This is a genomic window from Erythrobacter neustonensis (assembly GCF_001663175.1).
Lineage (GTDB): Bacteria > Pseudomonadota > Alphaproteobacteria > Sphingomonadales > Sphingomonadaceae > Erythrobacter > Erythrobacter neustonensis.
The window spans coordinates 2,577,412-2,598,625 of sequence record NZ_CP016033.1 but is presented as its reverse complement, the minus strand read 5'-3'; the positions used below and the strand labels follow the sequence as shown (position 1 = coordinate 2,598,625).

Genomic DNA, 21,214 nt, shown 5'->3' with positions numbered 1-21,214 from the left:
AAGGCAATGGCCCTCGCAAAGCTGCTGGGAACATCGCCCACATTATGCCAAGGCGTTGCCCATGGAAATCGACTGGACAAATGCCGCGATTGCCGCCGGGTGGGCGATCATCCTTGGCGGAGCGGGCGGCGCGTTGACCGAAATCGGTCCGTGGTATCGAAACTTGCGCAAGCCGCCGTGGCAACCGCCCGACTGGCTGTTCGGTCCGGCCTGGACGACCATTCTGGGCCTTTCGGGATGGAGCTTCTATCTCGGCCTCACACATGCACCCTCGGCCGGGGCGCAGACCGCTGTGTGGGCGCTTTTCATCGTCAATTTCGCGCTGCACCTGCTGTGGTCGCCGCTGTTCTTCAAATTCAAGCGGCCCGACTGGGCGCTGCGCGAAAACGCGTTTCTGTGGCTGTCGGTGGTCTCGTTGATGGTGGTGCTGCCCCGCCTCATCGGTGACAGTTTCGCAGGCTGGCTCAACGTGCCCTATTTCGTTTGGGTCAGCTTCGCCGTGGTGCTCAACTGGAAGATCGACGTGCTCAACCGCCCGTTCGGCAAGGCGGGCGGCGCCTAGTTAACGAGCAGCGTGCGGTTCGCTTCGGCGTGGAATTCGGGCTGGCCTTCCGGAAAGGCGAGCGCCCAGAACTGTTTGGTCCCGTCGGCAATCTCGACCACGGCGTTGAGCGCTATCCTGGCAGGACGAGGCAAGTCGGAAGCGATCGACGCCGTCAGCACCAGCGCCTCGCCATCGTGGCTGCACGCGAGTGCGATCGCACCCACCGCTGCATCGCGCATGCCTTGACGGAAGGCATCGAAATCATATGCGGCCCATTGTCCTGAAGGGGACAGGTTGAATTCGCGGTAAGCCGCTCCGTCCAAGGGCTGCCAGAAGATTTCGAAACAGGTCGTCTGCCACAGGTTGTCACGCCGTTCGCACGGCTTGCTTGGCGGCACCACGATTGCGCCGATCTCTCCCGTCAGGCGGAAGACGGCTTCACAGCCCGAGGGCGTGGGCGAAATCGTGGCAGTGATCGCGCGGGCGGGACCGGGCGCACATGACGGATGAAGGACAAGCGGCGACATCGGCGCAATGTGCCGCTCGCCGGCGCACGGGGCAAGCCACTTCACGCCAGCCCTGTGCGCTGATAGGGGCGCTTGCCATGAGCACCTACGAATCCGATCTCCTGCGCACACTCGACGAGCGCGGCTACATCCACCAGATGACCGACGCGGCCGGGCTCGATGCCCTCGCCGCCAAGCAGATCGTGCCGGGCTATATCGGATTCGATGCCACCGCGCCCTCACTGCATATCGGCAGCCTGGTGCAGATCATGATGCTGCGCCGCTTGCAGCAGACCGGGCACAAGCCGATCGTGCTGATGGGCGGCGGAACGACGCGGATCGGCGATCCGACGGGACGCGACGAAAGCCGCAAGATGCTGTCCGACGAAACGATCGAGGCCAACATCCGCTCGATCTTCACGGTGTTCGACAAGCTCCTGACTTTCGGTGACGGACCGACCGACGCGGTGATGGTGAACAATCACGATTGGCTGGGCCAGCTTGGTTACATCGAACTGCTCCAGCAGGTCGGGACGCATTTCACCGTCAACCGGATGCTGACTTTCGATTCGGTCAAACTGCGGCTCGAACGCGAGCAGCCGATGACCTTCCTCGAATTCAACTACATGATCCTGCAGGGCTATGATTTCCGGCACCTGTCCAAGGAGCGCGGCGTGCGCCTGCAGATGGGCGGCAGCGACCAGTGGGGCAATATCGTCAACGGGATGGAGCTTGGCCGGCGGATGGACGGGTCCGACCTGTTCGGGCTCACCACGCCGCTGCTGACCACCGCCAGCGGCGCGAAGATGGGCAAGACCGCATCGGGGGCAGTCTGGCTTAACGAGGATCAGCTGCCCGCTTACGATTTCTGGCAATATTGGCGCAACGTGGACGATGCCGACGTGGGCAAGTTCCTGCGGCTGTTCACCGACCTTCCGCTCGATGAAATCGCGCGCCTGGAAAAGCTTGAAGGCGCAGAGATCAATGCCGCCAAAGTCGTGCTGGCCAACGAGGTTACGGGTCTTGTGCGCGGCACCGATGCCGCGGCGCGCGCCGAAGCGACCGCCCGCGAAACCTTTGCCGGTTCGGGTGCAGGCGAGGATTTGCCGAGCATCGCGACCGGCGCGGAAGGCATGCGTCTGGCGGCTTTGCTGACCGAGCTCGGGCTGACGGCATCGAATGGCGAGGCCAAGCGCAAGCTGGCCGAAGGCGCAGTCAGGCTCGATGGCGAAGCGGTCAGCGATCCGGCATTGTTGGTGCTCCCCTCCGATGGGCAGACCCTGCGGCTCAGCCTCGGCAAGAAACGTCACGCGCTGGTGACCAGGTAAGTATTACCCTTTACCAATTGTCAGCCTTTCTCCTTCATTCCGCAAAGCCTGGCTTAAGCGAACGGAAGGATCGCAGCGCGTGGCGGGTGGAGCAAATCTGAGTGTGACAGACCTGCGCCGTGCGGCGCGGCATCCGGTCGATTTCCCGGCAATCGTCGAGCATTTTTCGCACGGCGATCTGCATCTGCATATTTGCAACCTTTCCGCGCACGGCTTCATGGTCGATGATGGCGCAAAGCTCACGCGCGGCGACCGCGTGATCCTGCGGCTGCCCGTCGTCGGGCGGATCGAGGCCTATGTCATCTGGACCCGCGATGCGCGCGCCGGTTTCCAGTTCGAACGCATCATCCGGCTCGACGATTTCGTCGCGATCATCGATCAGTTGCAGCCCAACCCGCGGCTGCGCCGTTCGCGCTGATCGCTTGCCGCGCGGGCGCGATGCCCTGGCTTCCCGCTTTGCAAGTTTCGCATGCTTGGCAGCGCGCGATCCGCCTGCCATGGCGCAGGTGTGACTGACAGCCTTACCACGCCAACATCCCCGCTGCAGATCGGCGATTACCGCCGCTATTGGCTCGCGCGTTTCATGGGCGTGTTTGCCACGATGTCGATGGTGGTGTTGCTGGGCTACCAGCTCTACGCCGTCGCGCGCGACGATTACGGGATGAGCATCGGCGAGGCCTCGTTCCAGCTCGGTCTGCTCGGCCTTGCGCAGTTCATCCCGCTGTTTGTGCTGACGCCCGTGGCAGGGCTTGCCGCCGACCGGTTCGACCGTCGCCATGTTGCAGCCTTTGCCAATGGCATCGATGGTCTTGTCGCGGTGCTGCTTGCGGCGCTGACCTATGCCGATGCTTTGAATTTGCCCGTCCTGTTCGCGCTGGCTGCGGCGCACGGAGCCGCGCGGGTGTTCCTTGGCCCTTCGATGAGCGCGATTGCGCCCAACATCGTGCCCCCTCGACTGCTGCCGCGAGCGATCGCGCTGTCTTCGATCGCGTGGCAGACCGCCAGTGTCGCGGGGCCTGCGGTTGGCGGGCTGGTCTTTGCGGCGATCCCTTGGGCACCGCACGCGCTCTCGGCGGTGCTTCTGGGTTGCGGCATGATCCTGATCCTTACGGTGCGCCCCGTTCGCGCGGCGCAGGACGGGCCAAAGTTGAAGCCGCTCAAACAGATCGCGCAAGGCATGATCTTCGTGTGGCGCGAACGCTTTCTGCTCGGCTGCATCACGCTCGATCTTTTCGCGGTGCTGCTGGCGGGGGCGACAGCGCTGCTGCCAGTGTTTGCGCGCGATATTCTCTTCGTCGGGCCGGAGGGGCTTGGCCTGATGCGCGCAGCACCTGCAGTGGGCGCCGCAGCGGTGGCGCTCTGGCTGTCGTTCCGGCCGTTGCAACGCGAAGTCGGCGTCAAGATGCTCTGGGCAGTAGCGGCATTCGGCGCCTTGACCGTGGTCTTCGCCTTGTCCCGCAGCTTTGCGCTGTCGCTGGCGATCCTTTCGATGATGGGCGCGGTGGACATGATTTCGGTCTTCATCCGCAGCTCGCTCGTCCAGCTGTTCACGCCCGACGACAAGCGTGGCCGGGTTTCTGCCATCTCGGGGCTCGCGATCTCTGCCTCAAATGAACTTGGCGAGATGCAGTCGGGTCTGGCCGCAGGCCTGCTCGGCGCGGTCGGCGCCGTTGTATTTGGCGGCATGGGTGCGATAGTCGTGACATTGGTATGGGCGTGGTATTTCCCCGAATTGCGCCGCGCCCGCAGTTTCGAGCCGCAGGAGCTCAAGAGAGAGGTATCGACATGAAGGCTGACAACATCCTCGCCACGATCGGCGGCACCCCGCATATCCGGCTTGCCAAGCTGTTCCCCGACCATGAAGTCTGGGTGAAGTCGGAACGGTCGAACCCCGGTGGTTCGATCAAGGACCGCATCGCACTGGCGATGGTCGAAGATGCCGAGGCGCGCGGGAGCCTGAAGCCCGGCGGCACGATCGTCGAGCCGACTTCGGGCAACACCGGCATCGGTCTCGCGATGGTCGCTGCGGTCAAGGGGTATCGCCTTGTTCTTGTGATGCCGGAGTCGATGTCGGTCGAGCGTCGCCGGCTGATGCTCGCCTACGGCGCGAGCTTCGATCTCACTCCGCGCGAAAAGGGAATGAAGGGCGCGATCGAACGCGCAATGGAACTGGTGGCGCAAACGCCCGGTGCGTGGATGCCCAGCCAGTTCGACAACGGCGCCAACCCCGCCGTCCACGCACGCACCACCGCGCAGGAAATTCTGGCCGATTTTGCCGATACCCCGATCGATGTGATGGTCACGGGCGTGGGCACCGGCGGCCATCTCACCGGCTGCGCAGAGGAGCTCAAGAAGCACTGGCCCCAATTCAAGGCTTACGGGGTCGAGCCGGCACTGTCGCCGGTGATCAACGGCGGTCAGCCCGGCCCCCACCCGATCCAGGGCATTGGTGCCGGTTTCATTCCCGGGAACCTGCACACCAATGCAATCGACGGTGCGATTGCCGTCGATGCCGAAGATGCCAAGGACATGGCCCGCCGCGCGGCGCGGGAGGAAGGCATGCTTGTCGGAATTTCCTCGGGCGCCACGCTGGCCGCGATTGCATCCAAGCTTGCGGAATGGCCGGCGGGCACACGTGTGCTGGGGTTCAATTACGATACGGGCGAGCGTTACCTCTCGGTCCCCGACTTTCTGCCCACCGAATAGGCGGTCGGCGACAAGCCCTTCACGCAGGAATTTTAGACCGTGCTGGCCCCATTGCCGGCGCGGTCTGCCTTCCATATGAGAACCGGCCGGCGCGCCATAACCACTTCCTTAACTCTGCGCGATCTAACATCCTGACGGGATTGCGCAGGCAATCGGCTGACGATGGGAAGAACGGCGCTCATGAAGTTCATCAAGCTGGAATCGCGCGGCGGAAATTACCTCGTCGTCGCGTCGAACGTGGCGTGGTTGCGCACGGCCGAAAACGGGCAGACCACCGTGGGCATCGTCGGCGGACAGCCCTTGCTCGTCGTCGGTTCGGTGGAAGAAGTCGCTGACAAGATCCTGCAGGGATTGGCGGATTCTGGCGGAGAGGCTCCAATCCCTGCCCCCGTTACGCCGGCCACGTCCGAGCCGACCGGGCAAGCACAGGCTGCCGAAGTCGGCGCTCCGGAACCGCAGCCCGAACCGGAACCGGCGACCGATGCGAAGCCCGCCGCCCCCGCAGACCGTGCGTCAGCGCCCGCCAGACCAAGAGCGGTAGCTGTCCGTTCGGCGGCGATGTGGGAACGTCCTGCCAAGACTGCGCCAGCTGCTCTCAAGCTCAAGTCGGGTTCGCAGCGCATGATGGGAATGCTTGAATAGAAGAGCGCTCTCAGGCCGCGGCAACCCGCGGCCGCCAATGCTCTGCCTTATCACCCGTTCGGAACCCCGCGACGAGCGTATTGAGCTCGCTGGCTTGACGGGCAAGACCGCTTGCCGCAGCCGTAGTCTGTTCGACCATGGCGGCGTTCTGCTGGGTCATGCGGTCCATCTCGCGTGCGGCGATCCCCACCTGATGGAGACTTTCGGCCTGCTGCGCACTGGCCTGCGCGATTGCGCTGATATGGTCGTTGAGGTCGGCCACGTGGACCAGTATGGTGCTAAATGACTGCCCGCTCTGACCCACCAAAACCACGCCGCGTTCGACATGCTGTGTGCTCTCGTTGATGAGCGCGGTGATCTCTTTCGCCGCATCGGCGCTGCGCTGCGCCAATTCGCGCACTTCGTTCGCCACGACGGCAAAGCCTTTGCCAGCCTCGCCTGCGCGCGCGGCCTCGACCCCGGCATTGAGGGCAAGCAGGTTGGTCTGAAAGGCAATGCCTTCAATAAGGCTGATGATCTTCCCCACTTCGCACGCAGATTGCTCGATGGCACCCATCGTTTCCTGAGCTTCGCGCAGCACCGCACTCCCCTCGGTCACTTCGATATGCGCGTTGCTGACCGCGATGGCGGCCTGCTGCGCGCTATCGGCCGTGTTCCGAACACCCGCCGCGATTTCGTCCATCGCGGCCGTGGTTTCTTCGACCCGCGCCGCCTGAAGTTCGTTGCGGCGGGCAAGATCGTCGGATGCGGCGTGGATTTCGCTCGATCCGCCGCTGACACCGCCCGCTGCGCTGACGACATCGCGGATCACCGCGGACAATTCGTGCGCGGTCCGGTTGAAATTCTCGCGAAGCGCTTCGTATTCGGCAGCGAACGGCGTTTCGAGCCGGAAACCGAGATCGCGGCTCGCCAGATTTTGCAAACCTGCTGCAAGATCCTCGACCACCGCGCGCTGCGAGGCATCGGATTGCGCTTTTGCGTGCGCGGCCTTGCGAAACACTTCGGCAGCACCGGCAATCGCGCCGATCTCGTCGCGCATGTCGGCCCCCGATATTTCGACCTCGTAATTGCCTTGGGCCATGGCCTGAATATTACCCGATACGGCTGCAAGTCGTTCCACGATCACATTCTGCACGCTGCGGATCGTGAACAGGATGATGCCGAGGGACAGCAGGGCAAAAGCGACAAGGATGATCCACCCGCTGGCCTGCGCATCCTGGTTGCGCGCCGCAAGTTCGCCTTCATAGGCAATGCCGATCGCCTCCATCGACGTCTCGAGCTTGCGAAATTCCGCGTCGAACCTGGGAAACTGTGCCTCGGCTGCAGCGCGATTTCTTCCTGCGGCATCGATAATTGCCCGGCTCGCAGCCAGGTATTGCGTCACATTCTCGCTGGCGGTTTCGAGCAGTTGGGCGATCTTGGGCGAGGCGGCATTTTTGCGGTTTGCCGCCATGATATTGCGATAGGTTCCGGCATAATCGTCGAAGTCCTTCCGCGCCTCGGCGACCTGTTCGGCTTCGCCCGCCGCCGCGCCGTACAGCGCGCGGTACACCGTGCCGCGCAGGGCATCGTGCATCATGTCGCCCACCATGTGATTGCGCAGCGCGGCGACCAGCTTCTCGACTGCGGCATCGTTCTGCATCCGGGTGTAATCACGCCACGCCGTCACGGCCGTTTGCGCCATGACAAGGCCAAGCAATATCGCAGCCAACAGGATTGCCCGTTTCTTGATTGTCATCATTCAGGCTCCGTGAGAGATCATGCAGTCACCATCCGGCCGCGCCGCTCACAATCAGCCGAAGCCCGACGATGATGGCATCGCGCGCGCCGGGTGAGGTTTGCGTGGTTCGGACGTATTGGGCATCACCCTGAACAGTCAGCCATGGGGCGAGGCGATCGGCATAGGTTACCTCGAACCCGGTTTCGCGTGAGCGGCGGGCTATGCCGGCATCGGCTTCGTTGCTGCGGAATTTGCCGGTCAGGAATGCCTGATTGATCCCCAGTGAGAGTTGGCTGTGGGGCCGACCTTTGACGAGCGATGAAGCCAGGAGTCCCGCCTGCCAGCCGCCGGAATAGGGTGTGGTGTCGCCGTCGGAGACACCGGCGCGCGCGAACAGGGCGGCGGATCGCGTGATCGGCATTTCGGCGAGCACATAGCCGCCACGTGCGCGGCGTCGCAGCGGCCGGCCCGCCGCATCGGCAAGGCGCACATCGTCCTGGCGGCGGGTGTAGCCCCAGGTGCCCAAAGCCAGCTTGCCCGAGCGGACAAGACCCGCTTCGGCGATGAGCAGAGCGCCTTGTTCGAACATGGCCGACACCCCGTGCCGGTCGCCGAGCACGCCGGCTTCGGCATTGACGATCGCGCCTGCGACATAGGTGCCTCTCACGGGTTCGGCGTGGAGCATGACGCTGAGCGCGGTCGACGGAAAAATCGCCGGACCGTTGGGACCGGTCGCCGCCAGTTCGGACCCGATGCCGAACGCAGGCGCGATCAGCAGGCCGGCGGCATCGGTGGCATAGAAGTGGGCGTTGAGATCGATAAAGCCGGCGCGCAGTTCCATGGGAAGCGCGGCCAGTTCCTGCGTCAGGTAGAGCTGGTAGAGTTTGACCCGGTTCGCGGTAACTTCAGCATTGTTGATGCCCTGCAAGGTGCCAGCCAGCAGGTTGGGCTGACCGCCTGTTCCCGCAATCAACTCGCCAACGATGTGCGCGCCGCGCCATCCAGCGGCGCGATCAAGATCGACGGTTCCTGTCAGCGTCAGCAGATCGACGTGCCGCAAGCCGGCCTGCGAGCCTTGCGCAACGCCCACAAGATCGAAGACATATTCGCCTTCGATCGTAACGGTGTCGGACGCATCCTCCCCCTCGTCGCTCTGCGCAGCAGCACCTTGAAAGGGGACAAGCAGCGCAGAGAACGCAAACGCGATCTTCACCGGACCACGCAGGTTCCGCCGCTGCTGCTGGCATGCGAATGCGCGAAAAGGATGCCGCATATCCTGCACCTTCATGACCTTTCGCCCTGCGGAAAGAGCAGGCGGTTGATGTCATGCTGGCGCTAGCAGGGGGGCCGCTAAAAGAAGGACGGAAAGAGGCTTGGGATTCCCACTAAGGGAAAGCCGAAAGACAGGGGGCCGCGCTGCCGAATGACAACGCGGCCCCGACTGACTTCTGTTTCCGCTTACGCAGCGGTGGCAAAAGCCTCGGCAGGAAGCTTCATCATATTGTCGCTGCCTGCTTCCAGTTTGCGCCTAAGCGCGCCAGCATCGGGCAGGAACCGTTCGGCATAATAGTTGGCCGAAACGAGCTTGGCCTCGTAGAATGCGATATCGTCGGTGCCTTGCGCAAGCTTGGCCTGCGCGACCTTGGCCATCTTGAGCCAGAAGAAGCCGAGCGTCACCACGCCCATAATGTGCATGTAATGATGCGCGCCGGCCCCCAGGTGATTGGGGTTGGCCATCGCGTTCTGCATGAACCACATGGTCGCCGCCTTCTGCTCGCCCAATGCCTTTTCGAGGCGTTCGGCAAGGGCTTTCAGGGTTTCGTCCTGCTTGGCCGAAGCGATTTCTTCATCGATCATCGCGAAGAACGCCTGGATCGCCTTGCCCCCGCCGGCTGCCAGCTTGCGACCGCAAAGGTCCATCGCCTGCACGCCGTTGGCGCCCTCATAGATCATCGCGATCCGGCTATCGCGCACGAACTGTTCCATGCCCCATTCCTTGACGTAGCCGTGGCCGCCGAAGACCTGCTGCATGTTGGTGGCAATGTCATAGCCCTTGTCGGTGCCATAGCCCTTGATCACCGGGGTCATCAGGCCGATCAGCAGATCGGCCATTTCGCGTTCTTCGGCGGTCTGCGCCTTGTGGGTCAGATCGACCTGCAAAGCGCCCCACAGGCACAGAGCGCGCATGGCCTCGGTGAAGACCTTGGCGTCCATCAGCATACGGCGCACGTCGGGGTGGACGAAGATCGGATCGGCCTTTGCCGCAGGATCGGCAGGGCCGGTCAGCGCGCGGCCCTGACGGCGATCGAGCGCATAGCTCACCGCGTTCTGATAGGCGACCTCAGCCTGGGCATAGCCCTGGATGCCGACGCCAAGGCGCGCCGCGTTCATCATGATGAACATCGCGGCAAGACCCTTGTTCTCCTCGCCCACCATGTATCCGGTCGCGCCATCATAGTTCAGCAGGCAGGTCGCGTTGCCGTGGATGCCCATCTTCTTCTCGATCGAGCCGCAGGTCACGCCGTTGCGCTCCCCCGGATTGCCATCGGCATCGAGCACGAACTTGGGCACGATGAACAGCGAGATACCCTTGACGTTGTCGGGCGCATCGGGCGTCTTGGCTAGCACCAGATGGATGATATTGCTGGTAAGGTCATGCTCACCGGCAGAGATGAAGATCTTGGTCCCGGTAATCGCGTAAGTGCCGTCGCCATTGGGCACGGCCTTGGTGCGGATCATGCCCAGATCGGTGCCGCAATGCGGCTCGGTCAGGTTCATCGTGCCCGACCATTCACCCGAGATCATCTTGGGCAGATAGGCTGCCTTCTGCTCTTCGCTGCCCTTGGCGATGATCGCCGAGATCGCGCCGGCGGTAAGGCCGGGATACATCGCGAAAGCCTGATTGGCGGTGCCGCTGAATTCCTCGAGCGCGAAGCTCAGCACATGCGGTAGCCCCTGCCCGCCGAATTCCACCGGCTGACCCAGTGTGCCCCAGCCGCTTTCGACATAGGACTGATAGGCTTCCTTGAAACCCGGAGGGGTCGTGACGCTGCCGTCATCGTGACGCTTGCAACCATGTTCGTCACCCGCCTGATTGATCGGCGCGAGCACCTCGGCACAGAACTTGCCCGCTTCATTGATGACCGTGTCGATCATATCCGGCGTGGCATTTTCGAAGCCCGGCAAATTGCCATAGCTGGCAAGATCGAGCACTTCATTGACGACAAAACGCGTGTCGCGGGTGGGTGCGGTATAGGTCGGCAACTGGTGATCCCTTCAGTATGCAGTCGATGTGAAGCGGTTGTGGCCTTGCAGGCTCAGCGCAGATCGAGCTTTTCGATCTCGCCAACGAAGTCGGTAAGCTCGTTGATGGCCGAATCGATGTCATCGCGCTGCGCCGTCAACTTGGCGATGTGAATGCGGCATTTTTCGATCGTCACCCGCCGCTGTTCAACGCGTCCGTCATCAAGATCGTAAAGGTCGATCATTTCGCGGATTTCGGTGAGCGAGAAGCCGACATTCTTGGCGCGCATGATCCACGCAAGCCGGGCGCGGTCGCGCTTGGAATAGACCCGGGTCAAGCCGACGCGCGCGGGACTGATCAGTCCCTCGTCCTCGTAAAAGCGGAGCGCGCGCGCCGTGCAGCCGAATTCCGAAGTCAGATCGGAAATGGTGAACTGTTCGCGTTCATGAACATCGGGCCGTTCAAGATGAGCGCCATTGCGGCGGGCATCGCTGGACGAATCGGCGGGAAGCGGAGCGGGTGCAGTGGCCATGCACCGAGAATTGCCTTACGTTTACGTGAGCGTCAAGTACCTATGAGCTCAAGTCCCAGCGTTCCGTCCTCCGCTGTAAGCAGGCGGTAGAAGCAACTTTCCGCGCCCGTGTGGCACGTGGGCCCCGCAGGATCGGCGCGAATGACCAAGGCATCCTGGTCGCAATCGACTGCGATCGAGACAACCTCGAGCACATTCCCAGAGCTCTCCCCCTTCATCCATAGCTTGCCGCGCGAACGCGACCAGAAGTGCACCTTGCCCGTTTCGATGGTGGCCGAAAGCGCGGCGTCATTCATATGCGCGACCACAAGCACCGCGCCGCTGCTGGCATTCACCACGACTGCCGTCAGCAACCCGGAAGCATCATACTTGGGCGCAAAGACACGGCCGGTTTCGCGCTCCTCGGGTGTGATGGTGGTATCGGGCATTGACGCAACTCCTCGCATGCTTGCCGCGCGCTCATGCCAGATTGTTGCAAGCAGACAACAGGCTGTAACAAAAAACAGCGTTGGTTGCTGTTTCCTCTTTCTGAAGGCGCGCTGCGATGAAAGAACAACCTCGGAGTTGCCGCAAAGGCGCTTCCAACCGAGATCGTGACACCGCCCGGTGTCAGGTTCAGGGGGTGATCGGACCGCATCTGGCAGCGGGGTGCCAGCGCGACCGATTGAACGATAGGGATTGGATCCTGGCAGCGAAATTAGGGGGTCGCTGCCCGAGCTCGCAAGAGCGGATCCTCACCGTTTCGTCACGTGGCGCCCGGGGTCCAAAAGACCTCGGGCGTTATGTTTTAGAGGCAGCATACGTTTGGTAACGGATCGTCCGTCGGATCAGTCCGTGACCTGCGCAAAGCACGTGATCGCAATCGACGCAGGATGCGCAGCCTGAAGCGCCGCCACGCAGGCGCGGCTGGTAGCGCCGCTGGTCAGCACGTCGTCGACCAACACCACATCGCGCGCCTTGATCCTTGCGGCAAATCCGGCGCTCAGCCTGATCGCACCCTTCAGGGCAAGGTCGCGTTGCTGCGCGCCCAGCCCTCCGAGCGAAGGCGTGCGCCGATGCCGCTGAAGCGCGCCAACCATCGCCTGCCCCCTGCCCAACTTGGCCAATTCCTGCGCAAGCACCGCCGACTGGTTGAATCCGCGTCCCCACAATCGCCAGCGATGCAACGGCACCGGAATAAGCAGCGGAGGACGATGGCTCTGTCCCGGCGGCGGCAGGTGCGATGCCATAAGCTGCGCCATCAACCGCGATAAGCCGATCTTGCCGCCATGCTTGTAAGCCAGAACGAGTTTGCGCGATGTCGCGTTGTAACGGGTCGCGGCATGGATCGGCACTAGCTCTCCGGCAGGATGCCAAAGCAGTTGCGGACCACCCGGAATATCGAGCGAGGCCCAGCATTCGGCGCAGAGCCCTGCCTGACTGGCCACTCCCGACCCGCAGGAAGGGCAGCGCGGCGGGTAGAGAAAATCCACGAGCGGCGCAAAATGCCGGGCAAGCTGAGCTACCTGATCCATGTTGCCCGTCTCGCATGGCTTGCGCCGCGCTGGCAAGCACGGCAGGGCCGCATGTCATGGTTGAAAATTCCGTCCCCGCAATCTTTTCCGAACCGCGCCGGATCGCTCGCGTGCGCCGGGCCGCCGTGCGCCAACACGTTCGCGGCGCGCCTGCACGCTTTCTCCTCGACGACATGGCCGAAGACATGGTCGAGCGACTGCGCTTTGTCCGACACCTACCGCGCCGGGCCTTGATCATCGGAGATACCGCGCCGACCCTCCTCGCCTTTCTTGAGCAGTCGGGCAGCGACGTCACCCTTGCGCTCGATGCGGATCCGGTGCTCCCTCAACTCTCGCCGGGTTTCGATTTCATCGGCGTGCTGGGACAGCTCGATGCGGTCAACGACTTGCCCGGCGCCTTGATCCGGCTCAGAGCCGCGCTTGTTCCCAATGGTTACGTGATCGCGAGTTTCATCGGTGGGCAAAGCGTGCCGGTCTTGCGCGACGCGATGCTTGCTGCCGAACCCGATCGGCCCGCGGCAAGGATCCATCCGCTGGTCGATGCCCGGGCAGCGCCGTCCCTGCTCCAGCGGGCGGGGTGGAAAGACCCGGTGGTCGACACCCATACGCTGTTGGTGCGGTATGCACGCTTTTCGCAGTTGATCGACGATCTGCGCGACCAGGGGCTTGGCAGCGCGCTTGCCAGGCCCGCCCCAGCGCTGAGCCGCGCGGCGCTTGCCCGCGCACAGGCCGCTTTTGCAGCGCATGCGGGAGCCGATGGCAAGGTGAGCGAACGCTTCGAGATCGTCACCCTGACAGGCCGCCGCTCGCTCGCTGGAACCTAGCCCTGCTTCAGCGCCGCTTGCGCCGCGGCAAGCCGCGCGATCGGCACGCGGTAGGGCGAGGCACTGACATAATCGAGACCGACCTTCTCGCAGAACGCGATGCTGGCCGGATCGCCGCCATGCTCGCCGCAAATCCCCAGCTTGATGTTGCCCCGCGTGGCCCTGCCACGTTCAGCAGCCAATTCAACCAGTTGCCCGACGCCTTCGATATCCAGACTGACGAAAGGATCGCGCGGGAAGATGCCCTTGTCGACATAGACACTCAGGAACCGTGCAGCATCGTCACGCGAGACGCCGAGCGTCGTTTGGGTGAGATCGTTCGTCCCGAAGGAAAAGAACGCGGCCTCCTCGGCAATCTCGCCCGCCATCAATGCAGCGCGGGGCAGTTCGATCATCGTGCCGACCAGATAATCGACGCGCGTGCCGGTCTGCGCGAACACGGCTTCGGCTTCCTTGTCGACCACCGCCTTCAGCAGTGCCAGTTCGCGTTTGGTGGCGACCAGCGGGATCATGATTTCGGGCAACGGCGCCTCGCCGCTGGCGATCTTTACCGCACACACTGCTTCGAAGATCGCCCGCGCCTGCATCGCGTAGATTTCGGGGAACGTGATCCCCAGGCGGCAACCGCGGTGTCCGAGCATCGGATTGAATTCGTGCAACTCGGCCGCGCGGCGTTTCAGATGATCGACCCCCAACCCGGTGGCGTCCGCCAGTTCGGCAAACTCCTCGTCCGCATGCGGAAGGAATTCGTGCAGCGGCGGATCGAGCAGGCGGATCGTGCAGGGAAGCCCCGCCATCACTTCGAAGATCGCGGTAAAATCGGCCCGCTGTTCGGGCAGCAATTGTTCCAGCGCCCGCCGCCGACCGGCCTCGTCTTCTGCAAGGATCATCTGCCGCACCAGAGAGATACGCGAGGCCTCGAAGAACATGTGTTCAGTGCGGCAAAGGCCGATACCCTCGGCGCCGAACTGGCGCGCCATGCGGCAATCGTCCGGCGTTTCAGCGTTAGTGCGCACCTTCATCCGGCGCAGTTTGTCCGCCCATACCATCAGCGCGCCAAAATCGCCCGCAAGCTCGGGTTCGACCGTGGGCACGATGCCGAGCATGACTTGCCCGGTCGCCCCGTCGAGCGTGATCGCGTCGCCTTCCTTGAGTTCGGTCGCGCCGATCCGAAGGGTTCGCGTCGCGCGGTCGATCGACACCTGACCCGCGCCGGAAACACAAGGGCGGCCCATGCCGCGCGCGACCACGGCGGCGTGGCTCGTCATCCCGCCGCGCGCGGTGAGGATGCCCTGTGCCGCGTGCATCCCGTGAATGTCCTCAGGCGATGTCTCCACCCGCACAAGGATCACCTTTTCACCCCGCCCCGCCCATTGTTCGGCAGTATCGGCATCGAGCACGATCTTGCCCGCTGCTGCCCCCGGAGAGGCGGGAAGCCCGGTGGTGAGCACATTGCGCTCGGCCTCGGGGTCGAGCGTGGGGTGCAGCAACTGGTCGAGCGCCATCGGATCGACACGGCGCACGGCTTCGCGTTCGTCGATCAGCCCTTCGGCCACCATGTCGACCGCCATCTTGAGCGCGGCTTTCGCGGTACGCTTGCCCGAACGCGTTTGCAGCATCCACAGCTTTCCGCGTTCTACCGTGAATTCAATATCCTGCATGTCCTTGTAATGAAGTTCCAGCAGGTCGAAGACGCGCGCCAATTCGGCGTAGGCTTCGGGCAGTGCCTCTTCCATCGAAAGCGGCTTGGCACCCGCAGCCTCGCGCGCGGCGATGGTGAGGTATTGCGGCGTGCGGATGCCGGCGACGACATCCTCGCCCTGTGCGTTGATCAGGTATTCGCCGTAATAGGCGCGCGCGCCGGTCGCCGGGTCGCGGGTGAAGGCGACGCCCGTGGCGCTGGTTTCGCCCATATTGCCGAACACCATCGCTTGCACATTGACCGCGGTGCCCCAGTCGGACGGAATGTCGTTCAGCCGGCGGTAGACCTTCGCGCGGTCGCTGTCCCAGCTGTCGAACACAGCGCGGATCGCGCCCCACAGCTGCGCGTTGACATCTTGGGGAAAGGGCCGCCCAAGTTCCTGTTCGACGATCCCCTTGTATTGGCCCACCAAGGCCTGCCAATGTTCGGACGACATCTCGGTATCGTTATAGAAACCGTTGTCTTCCTTCACGATTTCGAGCGCTTCTTCGAACAGGCCGTGGTCGATCCCCAGCACCACGTCCGAATACATCTGGATGAACCGGCGATAGCTGTCCCAGGCAAACCGCGCATCGCCCGAAGACTGCGCCAGACCCGTAACGGTATCGTCGTTGAGGCCGAGGTTGAGCACGGTGTCCATCATCCCGGGCATCGATACCCGCGCGCCCGACCGCACCGATACCAGCAGCGGATCGCCCGGATCGCCGAACCGCTTGCCGACCGTCCGCTCGACATGGCTGAGCGCATCCAGTGCCGCAGCTTTCAGGCTTTCGGAAAAATCACCGCCATCATTCAAATAGGCAACGCATTCTTCGGTCGTGATCGTGAAGCCCGGGGGCACCGGCAGCCCGATGCTGGCCATTTCGGCAAGGTTCGCCCCCTTGCCCCCGACGATCGTCTTGTCCTTCTGGCGGGGATCGGAATGTGCGGCGCTGCCGCCAAAGGGATAGACTGTCTGCACGTCACATCATCCTGTTAAGCTAGCGCGCCGCAAGCATGAACCATGCGACACATGAGACACAGTCCTAAGATCGAAAAACCCTTACCCCTCGATCCGGCTGAAATCGGCCACGCGGTGAACAGCGTCGCGGAACCGCGCGAGCAGCGCAAGCCTTGCGGCGCGCTTGCCGGCGTCGGCATCATTCACGGTCACCTCTTCAAAGAACCTGTCCACCGCCGCGCGCAAGGTGGCAAGCGCGGCCATGGCATCGGCGAACCGCTCGCTATCCACCGCCGCGGCGGCGCGCGGAGCGGCAGTATCGAGCGCGTCGATCAGCGCCTTTTCGGCCGGTTCGGGCGTGTAGGAAAGCGTCGATGCGGCCGCGTGGCGATCGGCCATCTTGGCCGCGATCACCGGCGCAAGATCGGGGTCGTCGACCCCCGCAAGCGGATCTTCCTCGCCGGTGGCGGCGATTTCGCCTTCGATTCCGTGCCAGTCTTCCTTCTTGAGGATGTTGGCCGCGCGCTTGTAGCCGGCGAGTAGGTTCGCACCGTCCTCGGTGGTGACGAAAGCCTGCAGCGCATGGACGCGGGCGAGCAGGCGGACAAGATCATCCTCGCCGCCGAGCGCGAAGACCGCATCGATCAGATCGTGGCGAACGCCTGCCTCGCGCTGCTGAACCTTGAGGCGGTCCGCGAAGAAGTCGAGCAGATCGCCCTCCGCGACGCCGAGCCTCAGGTCATTTTCTGCAATCAACCGGATAACGGCAAGTGCCGCCCGGCGAAGCGCGAACGGGTCTTTCGATCCGGTGGGTTTCTCGTCGATGGCGAAGAAACTGCGCAACGTGTCCAGCTTATCTGCCAGAGAGACTGCCACAGTAACCGGCGCGGTGGGCACGTCGTCGCCCTGCCCGACCGGCTTGTAGTGATCGCGGATCGCGTCCGAAACCTCCTGCGGCAGACCTTCGCGAGCAGCGTAATAGCCGCCCATAAGCCCTTGCAACTCGGGGAATTCGCCGACCATCTCGGTGACGAGATCGGCCTTGGCCAGCCGCGCCGCCTGTTCGGCCAGCGCCGGGTCGCCAGCGACGATCCCTTGCTCGCACAGCCAGCGCGCGAGGCTGGCAACGCGCTCGACCTTGTCCGCAACCGTGCCGAGCTTTTCGTGGAAGGTGATCCGCGCCAGCTTGTGCGCGTGCTGGGCCAGCGGGGTCTTCTGGTCCTGCTCCCAGAAGAACCGCGCATCCGAAAGCCGCGCGGCGAGGACCTTGCGATTGCCGTCGACCACCACGCTCGCGTCGCTGGGATCGATGTTCGCGGTGCAGACGAAGGCATTGGCGAGCTTGCCGTCAGCATCCTCGCAGACAAAATACTTCTGGTTCACCCGCGCGGTGAGCTGGATTACTTCGGGGGGCACGTCGAGAAAGTCCTCGTCGAACCTTCCGAGCAGCGGCACCGGCCATTCGGTCAGCCCGGCGTTTTCGATCACCAGCCCTTCATCCGCCACCAGCGTAAGGCCAGCGTCGGCCGCAGCCTTCGCCGCGCCTTCGCGAATGATCGCGGCGCGCTCTTCGTGGTCGACGATGACATGCGCCGCGCGCAGCTTTTCGGCATAGTTCCCGGTCGAAGCGATCGTGATGTCGCCATCGTGGTGGAAGCGGTGGCCGCGGGTGGTCGCACCCGACCGGATGCCGCCGACCTCAACGTCGATCACCGCACCATCGAGCAGGGCAACGATACCCGACAGCGGCCGCACCCAGCGCAGCGCATCGGTGGTGATCGACGCCGCGCCCCAGCGCATCGATTTGGGCCACGAAAAATCGCGAATGATCGCCGGGATCGCCGCAGCAAGCACATCGGTCATCGCCCGGCCCGGTTGCGCGATCACCGCGAAATAGGTCATCCGGCCCTTCACATCGCGCAATTCGAGCTGTTCGCGGGTCACGCCGGCTTTCTTGCAGAACCCGTCGATCGCGGCATCGGGCGCGCCTTCGGGCGGACCCTTGGCTTCTTCGCTGACCGCTTCGGTCGCGAGCGGCAATCCGCGTGCGATCAGCGCCAGACGGCGCGGGGTCGACCAGATGGTGAGCTCACCCACCTTGACCCCGGCAGCGTCAAGCTCGCGCCGGAACAGCTTTTCCAGTTCGGCGCGCGCGCCCGCCTGCATCCGGGCAGGGATTTCCTCGCAGCGCAGTTCGAGCAGGAAGTTGGCCATCAGACGAGGCTCCATCCGGGGTATTTCGCTTCCCATTGCGGGGTCATCTTCTTTGCATAGGCTTCGCACGATGCACGCGCGAGGTCGCGCACGCGGCCCATGTAGCTGGCACGCTCCTGCACCGAAATCACGCCGCGCGCCTGCAGCAGGTTGAACACGTGGCTGGCTTCGACCGCCTGTTCATAAGCGGCGATCGGCACGTCCGCGGACAGCGCGTTGCGGCATTCCGCCTCGGCCTTGGCGAAGAGGTCGAACAAGGCGTCGGTGTCGGCGACCTCGAAGTTCCACTTCGACATCTGCCGCTCGTTTTCGAGGAACACGTCGCCATAGGTCACGCCCGACGTGTTGAAAGCCAGATCGTAGACGTTGTCGACGCCCTGGATATACATCGCCAATCGTTCGAGCCCGTAGGTAAGCTCGCCTGCGACAGGCTTGCAATCGAAGCCGCCCATCTGCTGGAAATAGGTGAACTGGGTGACTTCCATCCCGTCGCACCAGACTTCCCAGCCCAGCCCCCACGCGCCCAGCGTCGGCGATTCCCAGTCATCCTCGACGAAGCGGATATCGTGCGCCAGCGGGTCGATGCCGATCGCGGCGAGACTTTTGAGGTAGAGCTCCTGAATATCCGAAGGGCTCGGCTTCAGGATTATTTGGTATTGGTAGTAGTGTTGCAGCCGGTTCGGGTTCTCGCCGTAGCGTCCGTCGGTCGGACGGCGGCAGGGCTGGACGAAAGCAGCATTCCAGGGCTCCGGCCCAAGCGCGCGCAGCGTGGTTGCAGTGTGGAAGGTGCCTGCGCCCATCCGCATGTCATAGGGCTGGAGAATGACGCAGCCGGCATGCGCGCTCCAGAAGTCGTGAAGCGTCAGGATCATGTCCTGAAACGAGCGCGCCGGATCGCGGGCGGGCATGCCCCCGGCGGGTGCAAAAGAGGGTGCTGCATTCATGGCGGCTCGCAATGGCCGAACACCCCCACAGCGTCAATGCCGCAGCTTTTGTAGAGCCGCCAATCACAATCCGAAGTCGCGCCTTCACGACATAAAGTCAGGTTATGTTGACATAGTCAGCGAATCACGACATAAAGTCAGGCATACCTGACAAAAAGGAACTGCGATGACGAGCGAGAAACGAACCATGATCTATCTGACCATGGCCCACATCGGAGGGCTCGCCACGGTGTGCACTTGCCTTGCCTTCGCGTTGGACTGGCCCGATTTTGCCAAGGGCTTTAGCATCGGGGTGATGGTGGCACCGTTGATCGTGATGCTTCTCCCGCGTTTTCGTGACGAATATATCGAGACTTTGTGGCAGGCAGGAACCGCGCTGGCCTTTGCCGCGGTGGTCATCGGTCTGATCGCGCTGCCGTTTCTTGAAGGGGTGTATGACGGCTTCAGGGGCAATGGCTCGGGTCAGGATATCCCGGCCGAGATCGCGGGGTTCGGGGCGATAGCGGCATTCTATCTGGGCTTTCATACCCGCTGGATCAGGGGGCTGCGTTGAGGAACCGGCTCAAGGTGCTGCGTGCCGAGCGCAATTGGTCGCAGGCAGAACTCGCCGGACGGCTGGACGTGTCGCGCCAGGCGGTGAACGCGATCGAGACAGGAAAGCACGACCCCTCCCTCCCCCTCGCGTTCCGCATCGCGCGGCTGTTCGCCATGCCGATCGAGGAGATTTTTGACGATGCTTCAGACAGTTGATCTGCACGCCCGCATGACTTCACCGGCAAGCATAAGCTTGCAATCCCGCAATCTTTTCCCACTCAATGCAAAATCGAGGAGACGTTCCATGACACTGCGCACCCTGCTTTCGATCACCGCCCTGCCGCTTGCGCTGTTCGGCGCGCATCCCGCCGCAGCCGAAGCCGGGACGGATGCGGCGGCGACAGCCCCCGCAGGCAGGGGCCCTGCCCTGTGGAAGGTCGCCGACGAGGACACCACGATTTACCTTTTCGGCACGGTCCATGTGCTGCCCAAGGATGTCGTGTGGTACACGCCCACGATCGCCAAAGCGTTCGAGGCCTCCGACACGCTGGTGACCGAAATCCCGATGGATCCCGCCAGCGAGGCGCAGATGGCGCAGCTGTCCCAGACGCTGGGCGTGCTGCCCGAAGGCACCACACTGCGCAGCCTCCTGACCGGTGAGCAGAAGCAGCAATACGAAGCCGCACTCGCAGACCTTGGCCCGCGCATCGAAGCCCAGCAGCTCGCCGCGCTCCCGGCCGAGGCGCGCGCCGGATACGAGGATGCCAAGGCCAAAGGCCTGGTGCCGAAACCCGCCGATGCGCTGGCTGCTCAGTTCGATCGCATGAAGCCCTGGATGGTCGGCCTGACGCTGTCGATCCTGCCGCTCACGTTGCAGGGTTATGATCTTGCCAGCGGCACGGAAAAGGTGCTGCTCACCAAGACGGGCGACAAGCAGAAGGACGCGCTTGAAACCGCCGCGTTCCAGCTCGGCATCTTCGATGGGATGCCGCAGGATGCGCAGATCGCCTTCATGATGGAGGCCGCCACCAGCATGGACGAAGGCAAGGCGATGATCGACCGCATGGTGTCCGCATGGGTCAAGGGTGAGCCGGAGGCACTTGCCGAGGTGATGAACGAAGGCCTCGATGATCCCAAGGTCGCCGAAGCCCTGCTCTACAATCGCAACGCCAATTGGGCCGAGTGGATCGGCAAGCGTCTGGAAACGCCGGGCACCGTGTTCGTTGCGGTCGGCGCAGGCCATCTGGCGGGTGAGCGGAGCGTGCAGGATTACCTTGCCAAGAAGCGGATCGAGACCACGCGGGTCAAGTAAGGGGCACG

The 21,214-nt window shown here is 63.3% G+C and carries 20 protein-coding genes; 10 read left to right on the top strand and 10 right to left on the bottom strand.

The features are described 5' to 3' along the window. Window positions 1–61 precede the first annotated feature (61 nt). Window positions 62–562 (top strand): TspO/MBR family protein, encoded by a 501-nt coding sequence (locus A9D12_RS12060; RefSeq protein WP_068352166.1) that lies wholly within the window; start codon window positions 62–64, stop codon window positions 560–562. On the opposite strand, the gene A9D12_RS12055 is transcribed toward A9D12_RS12060, so the two are convergent. Beyond that, window positions 559–1,071: a DOMON domain-containing protein gene (locus A9D12_RS12055; protein WP_068352164.1), complete on the bottom strand. Its 513-nt coding sequence runs from the start codon at window positions 1,069–1,071 to the stop codon at window positions 559–561. The two genes, A9D12_RS12060 and A9D12_RS12055, sit on opposite strands and share 4 nt — an antisense overlap. A gap of 77 nt (window positions 1,072–1,148) precedes the next feature. Here A9D12_RS12055 and tyrS point away from each other — a divergent pair, with 77 nt between their 5' ends. The 5 genes from tyrS (at window position 1,149) to A9D12_RS12030 (ending at window position 5,726) form a co-directional block, all read left to right on the top strand. Next, window positions 1,149–2,378 (top strand): tyrosine--tRNA ligase, encoded by a 1,230-nt coding sequence (gene tyrS, locus A9D12_RS12050; RefSeq protein ID WP_068352163.1) that lies wholly within the window; start codon window positions 1,149–1,151, stop codon window positions 2,376–2,378. Between the two features lie 79 nt (window positions 2,379–2,457). Next, window positions 2,458–2,796, top strand: a complete 339-nt coding sequence (locus tag A9D12_RS12045) for a PilZ domain-containing protein (protein WP_068352161.1) — start codon at window positions 2,458–2,460, stop codon at window positions 2,794–2,796. Window positions 2,797–2,886: 90 nt separating this feature from the next. Then, window positions 2,887–4,167, top strand: a complete 1,281-nt coding sequence (locus tag A9D12_RS12040; protein ID WP_231889620.1) for an MFS transporter — start codon at window positions 2,887–2,889, stop codon at window positions 4,165–4,167. Then, on the top strand, window positions 4,164–5,084 hold the full coding sequence (cysK, locus tag A9D12_RS12035) for a cysteine synthase A (protein WP_068352157.1): 921 nt from the start codon (window positions 4,164–4,166) through the stop codon (window positions 5,082–5,084). The genes A9D12_RS12040 and cysK overlap by 4 nt, the downstream gene beginning before the upstream one ends. Window positions 5,085–5,264: 180 nt before the next feature. Beyond that, window positions 5,265–5,726, top strand: coding sequence for a hypothetical protein (locus tag A9D12_RS12030; protein WP_068352156.1), 462 nt, complete (start codon window positions 5,265–5,267; stop codon window positions 5,724–5,726). 10 nt (window positions 5,727–5,736) lie between these two features. Here the strand turns inward: A9D12_RS12030 and A9D12_RS12025 are convergent, their stop codons facing one another. The 6 genes from A9D12_RS12025 to A9D12_RS12000 all read right to left on the bottom strand — a co-directional run bounded on the left by A9D12_RS12025 (window position 5,737) and on the right by A9D12_RS12000 (window position 12,736). Then, the gene (locus A9D12_RS12025) at window positions 5,737–7,464 is read right to left on the bottom strand and encodes a methyl-accepting chemotaxis protein (RefSeq protein ID WP_197489816.1); all 1,728 of its coding nucleotides are present in this window, start codon (window positions 7,462–7,464) and stop codon (window positions 5,737–5,739) included. A 28-nt stretch (window positions 7,465–7,492) separates the two neighbouring features. Continuing rightward, entirely contained in the window at window positions 7,493–8,719 is a 1,227-nt protein-coding gene (locus A9D12_RS12020; protein WP_082925654.1) for a carbohydrate porin, read from the bottom strand. Between the two features lie 185 nt (window positions 8,720–8,904). Beyond that, a complete protein-coding gene (locus tag A9D12_RS12015; RefSeq protein ID WP_068352152.1) occupies window positions 8,905–10,710 on the bottom strand; it encodes an acyl-CoA dehydrogenase C-terminal domain-containing protein in 1,806 nt (601 codons plus the stop codon). Between the two features lie 53 nt (window positions 10,711–10,763). Beyond that, window positions 10,764–11,222, bottom strand: a complete 459-nt coding sequence (locus tag A9D12_RS12010) for a MerR family transcriptional regulator (RefSeq protein WP_068352151.1) — start codon at window positions 11,220–11,222, stop codon at window positions 10,764–10,766. Window positions 11,223–11,254: 32 nt separating this feature from the next. After that, window positions 11,255–11,650, bottom strand: coding sequence for a phosphoribosyl-AMP cyclohydrolase (gene hisI, locus A9D12_RS12005; RefSeq protein ID WP_068352149.1), 396 nt, complete (start codon window positions 11,648–11,650; stop codon window positions 11,255–11,257). Between the two features lie 399 nt (window positions 11,651–12,049). After that, window positions 12,050–12,736, bottom strand: coding sequence for a ComF family protein (locus tag A9D12_RS12000; RefSeq protein WP_068352147.1), 687 nt, complete (start codon window positions 12,734–12,736; stop codon window positions 12,050–12,052). Between the two features lie 56 nt (window positions 12,737–12,792). Between A9D12_RS12000 and A9D12_RS11995 the strand changes: the two genes are divergently transcribed. Then, complete coding sequence (locus tag A9D12_RS11995) at window positions 12,793–13,560, top strand: hypothetical protein (RefSeq protein WP_068352145.1); 768 nt, start codon at window positions 12,793–12,795, stop codon at window positions 13,558–13,560. On the opposite strand, the gene ppdK is transcribed toward A9D12_RS11995, so the two are convergent. The 3 genes from ppdK to A9D12_RS11980 form a co-directional block, all read right to left on the bottom strand. Further along, window positions 13,557–16,223, bottom strand: coding sequence for a pyruvate, phosphate dikinase (gene ppdK / locus A9D12_RS11990; RefSeq protein ID WP_068352143.1), 2,667 nt, complete (start codon window positions 16,221–16,223; stop codon window positions 13,557–13,559). The genes A9D12_RS11995 and ppdK overlap by 4 nt on opposite strands. Window positions 16,224–16,304: 81 nt before the next feature. Beyond that, a complete protein-coding gene (gene glyS / locus A9D12_RS11985) occupies window positions 16,305–18,416 on the bottom strand; it encodes a glycine--tRNA ligase subunit beta (RefSeq protein WP_068352142.1) in 2,112 nt (703 codons plus the stop codon). Then, window positions 18,416–19,360 carry a glycine--tRNA ligase subunit alpha gene (locus tag A9D12_RS11980; RefSeq protein ID WP_231889619.1) on the bottom strand — a complete coding sequence of 315 codons (945 nt, stop codon included), beginning with the start codon at window positions 19,358–19,360 and terminating at the stop codon, window positions 18,416–18,418. Before A9D12_RS11980 ends, glyS begins: the two co-directional genes overlap by 1 nt. 166 nt (window positions 19,361–19,526) lie before the next feature. Here A9D12_RS11980 and A9D12_RS11975 point away from each other — a divergent pair, with 166 nt between their 5' ends. The 3 genes from A9D12_RS11975 (at window position 19,527) to A9D12_RS11965 (ending at window position 21,206) form a co-directional block, all read left to right on the top strand. Continuing rightward, the gene (locus tag A9D12_RS11975; protein ID WP_156522876.1) at window positions 19,527–19,913 is read left to right on the top strand and encodes a hypothetical protein; all 387 of its coding nucleotides are present in this window, start codon (window positions 19,527–19,529) and stop codon (window positions 19,911–19,913) included. After that, window positions 19,910–20,110: a helix-turn-helix transcriptional regulator gene (locus A9D12_RS11970; RefSeq protein WP_068352136.1), complete on the top strand. Its 201-nt coding sequence runs from the start codon at window positions 19,910–19,912 to the stop codon at window positions 20,108–20,110. Before A9D12_RS11975 ends, A9D12_RS11970 begins: the two co-directional genes overlap by 4 nt. Window positions 20,111–20,198: 88 nt before the next feature. After that, the gene (locus A9D12_RS11965; RefSeq protein WP_068352134.1) at window positions 20,199–21,206 is read left to right on the top strand and encodes a TraB/GumN family protein; all 1,008 of its coding nucleotides are present in this window, start codon (window positions 20,199–20,201) and stop codon (window positions 21,204–21,206) included. Window positions 21,207–21,214 lie beyond the last annotated feature (8 nt).

Bases quoted from the DNA above. Each gene is read 5' to 3' on its own strand.
- A9D12_RS12060 (WP_068352166.1), top strand. From the start codon at position 62: ATGGAAATCGACTGGACAAATGCCGCGATTGCCGCCGGGTGGGCGATC.
- A9D12_RS12055 (WP_068352164.1), bottom strand. From the start codon at position 1,071: ATGTCGCCGCTTGTCCTTCATCCGTCATGTGCGCCCGGTCCCGCCCGC.
- tyrS (WP_068352163.1), top strand. From the start codon at position 1,149: ATGAGCACCTACGAATCCGATCTCCTGCGCACACTCGACGAGCGCGGC.
- cysK (WP_068352157.1), top strand. From the start codon at position 4,164: ATGAAGGCTGACAACATCCTCGCCACGATCGGCGGCACCCCGCATATC.
- A9D12_RS12030 (WP_068352156.1), top strand. From the start codon at position 5,265: ATGAAGTTCATCAAGCTGGAATCGCGCGGCGGAAATTACCTCGTCGTC.
- A9D12_RS12025 (WP_197489816.1), bottom strand. From the start codon at position 7,464: ATGACAATCAAGAAACGGGCAATCCTGTTGGCTGCGATATTGCTTGGC.
- A9D12_RS12020 (WP_082925654.1), bottom strand. From the start codon at position 8,719: ATGCGGCATCCTTTTCGCGCATTCGCATGCCAGCAGCAGCGGCGGAAC.
- A9D12_RS12010 (WP_068352151.1), bottom strand. From the start codon at position 11,222: ATGGCCACTGCACCCGCTCCGCTTCCCGCCGATTCGTCCAGCGATGCC.
- hisI (WP_068352149.1), bottom strand. From the start codon at position 11,650: ATGCCCGATACCACCATCACACCCGAGGAGCGCGAAACCGGCCGTGTC.
- A9D12_RS12000 (WP_068352147.1), bottom strand. From the start codon at position 12,736: ATGGATCAGGTAGCTCAGCTTGCCCGGCATTTTGCGCCGCTCGTGGAT.
- A9D12_RS11995 (WP_068352145.1), top strand. From the start codon at position 12,793: ATGGTTGAAAATTCCGTCCCCGCAATCTTTTCCGAACCGCGCCGGATC.
- glyS (WP_068352142.1), bottom strand. From the start codon at position 18,416: ATGGCCAACTTCCTGCTCGAACTGCGCTGCGAGGAAATCCCTGCCCGG.
- A9D12_RS11980 (WP_231889619.1), bottom strand. From the start codon at position 19,360: ATGAATGCAGCACCCTCTTTTGCACCCGCCGGGGGCATGCCCGCCCGC.
- A9D12_RS11975 (WP_156522876.1), top strand. From the start codon at position 19,527: ATGACGAGCGAGAAACGAACCATGATCTATCTGACCATGGCCCACATC.
- A9D12_RS11965 (WP_068352134.1), top strand. From the start codon at position 20,199: ATGACACTGCGCACCCTGCTTTCGATCACCGCCCTGCCGCTTGCGCTG.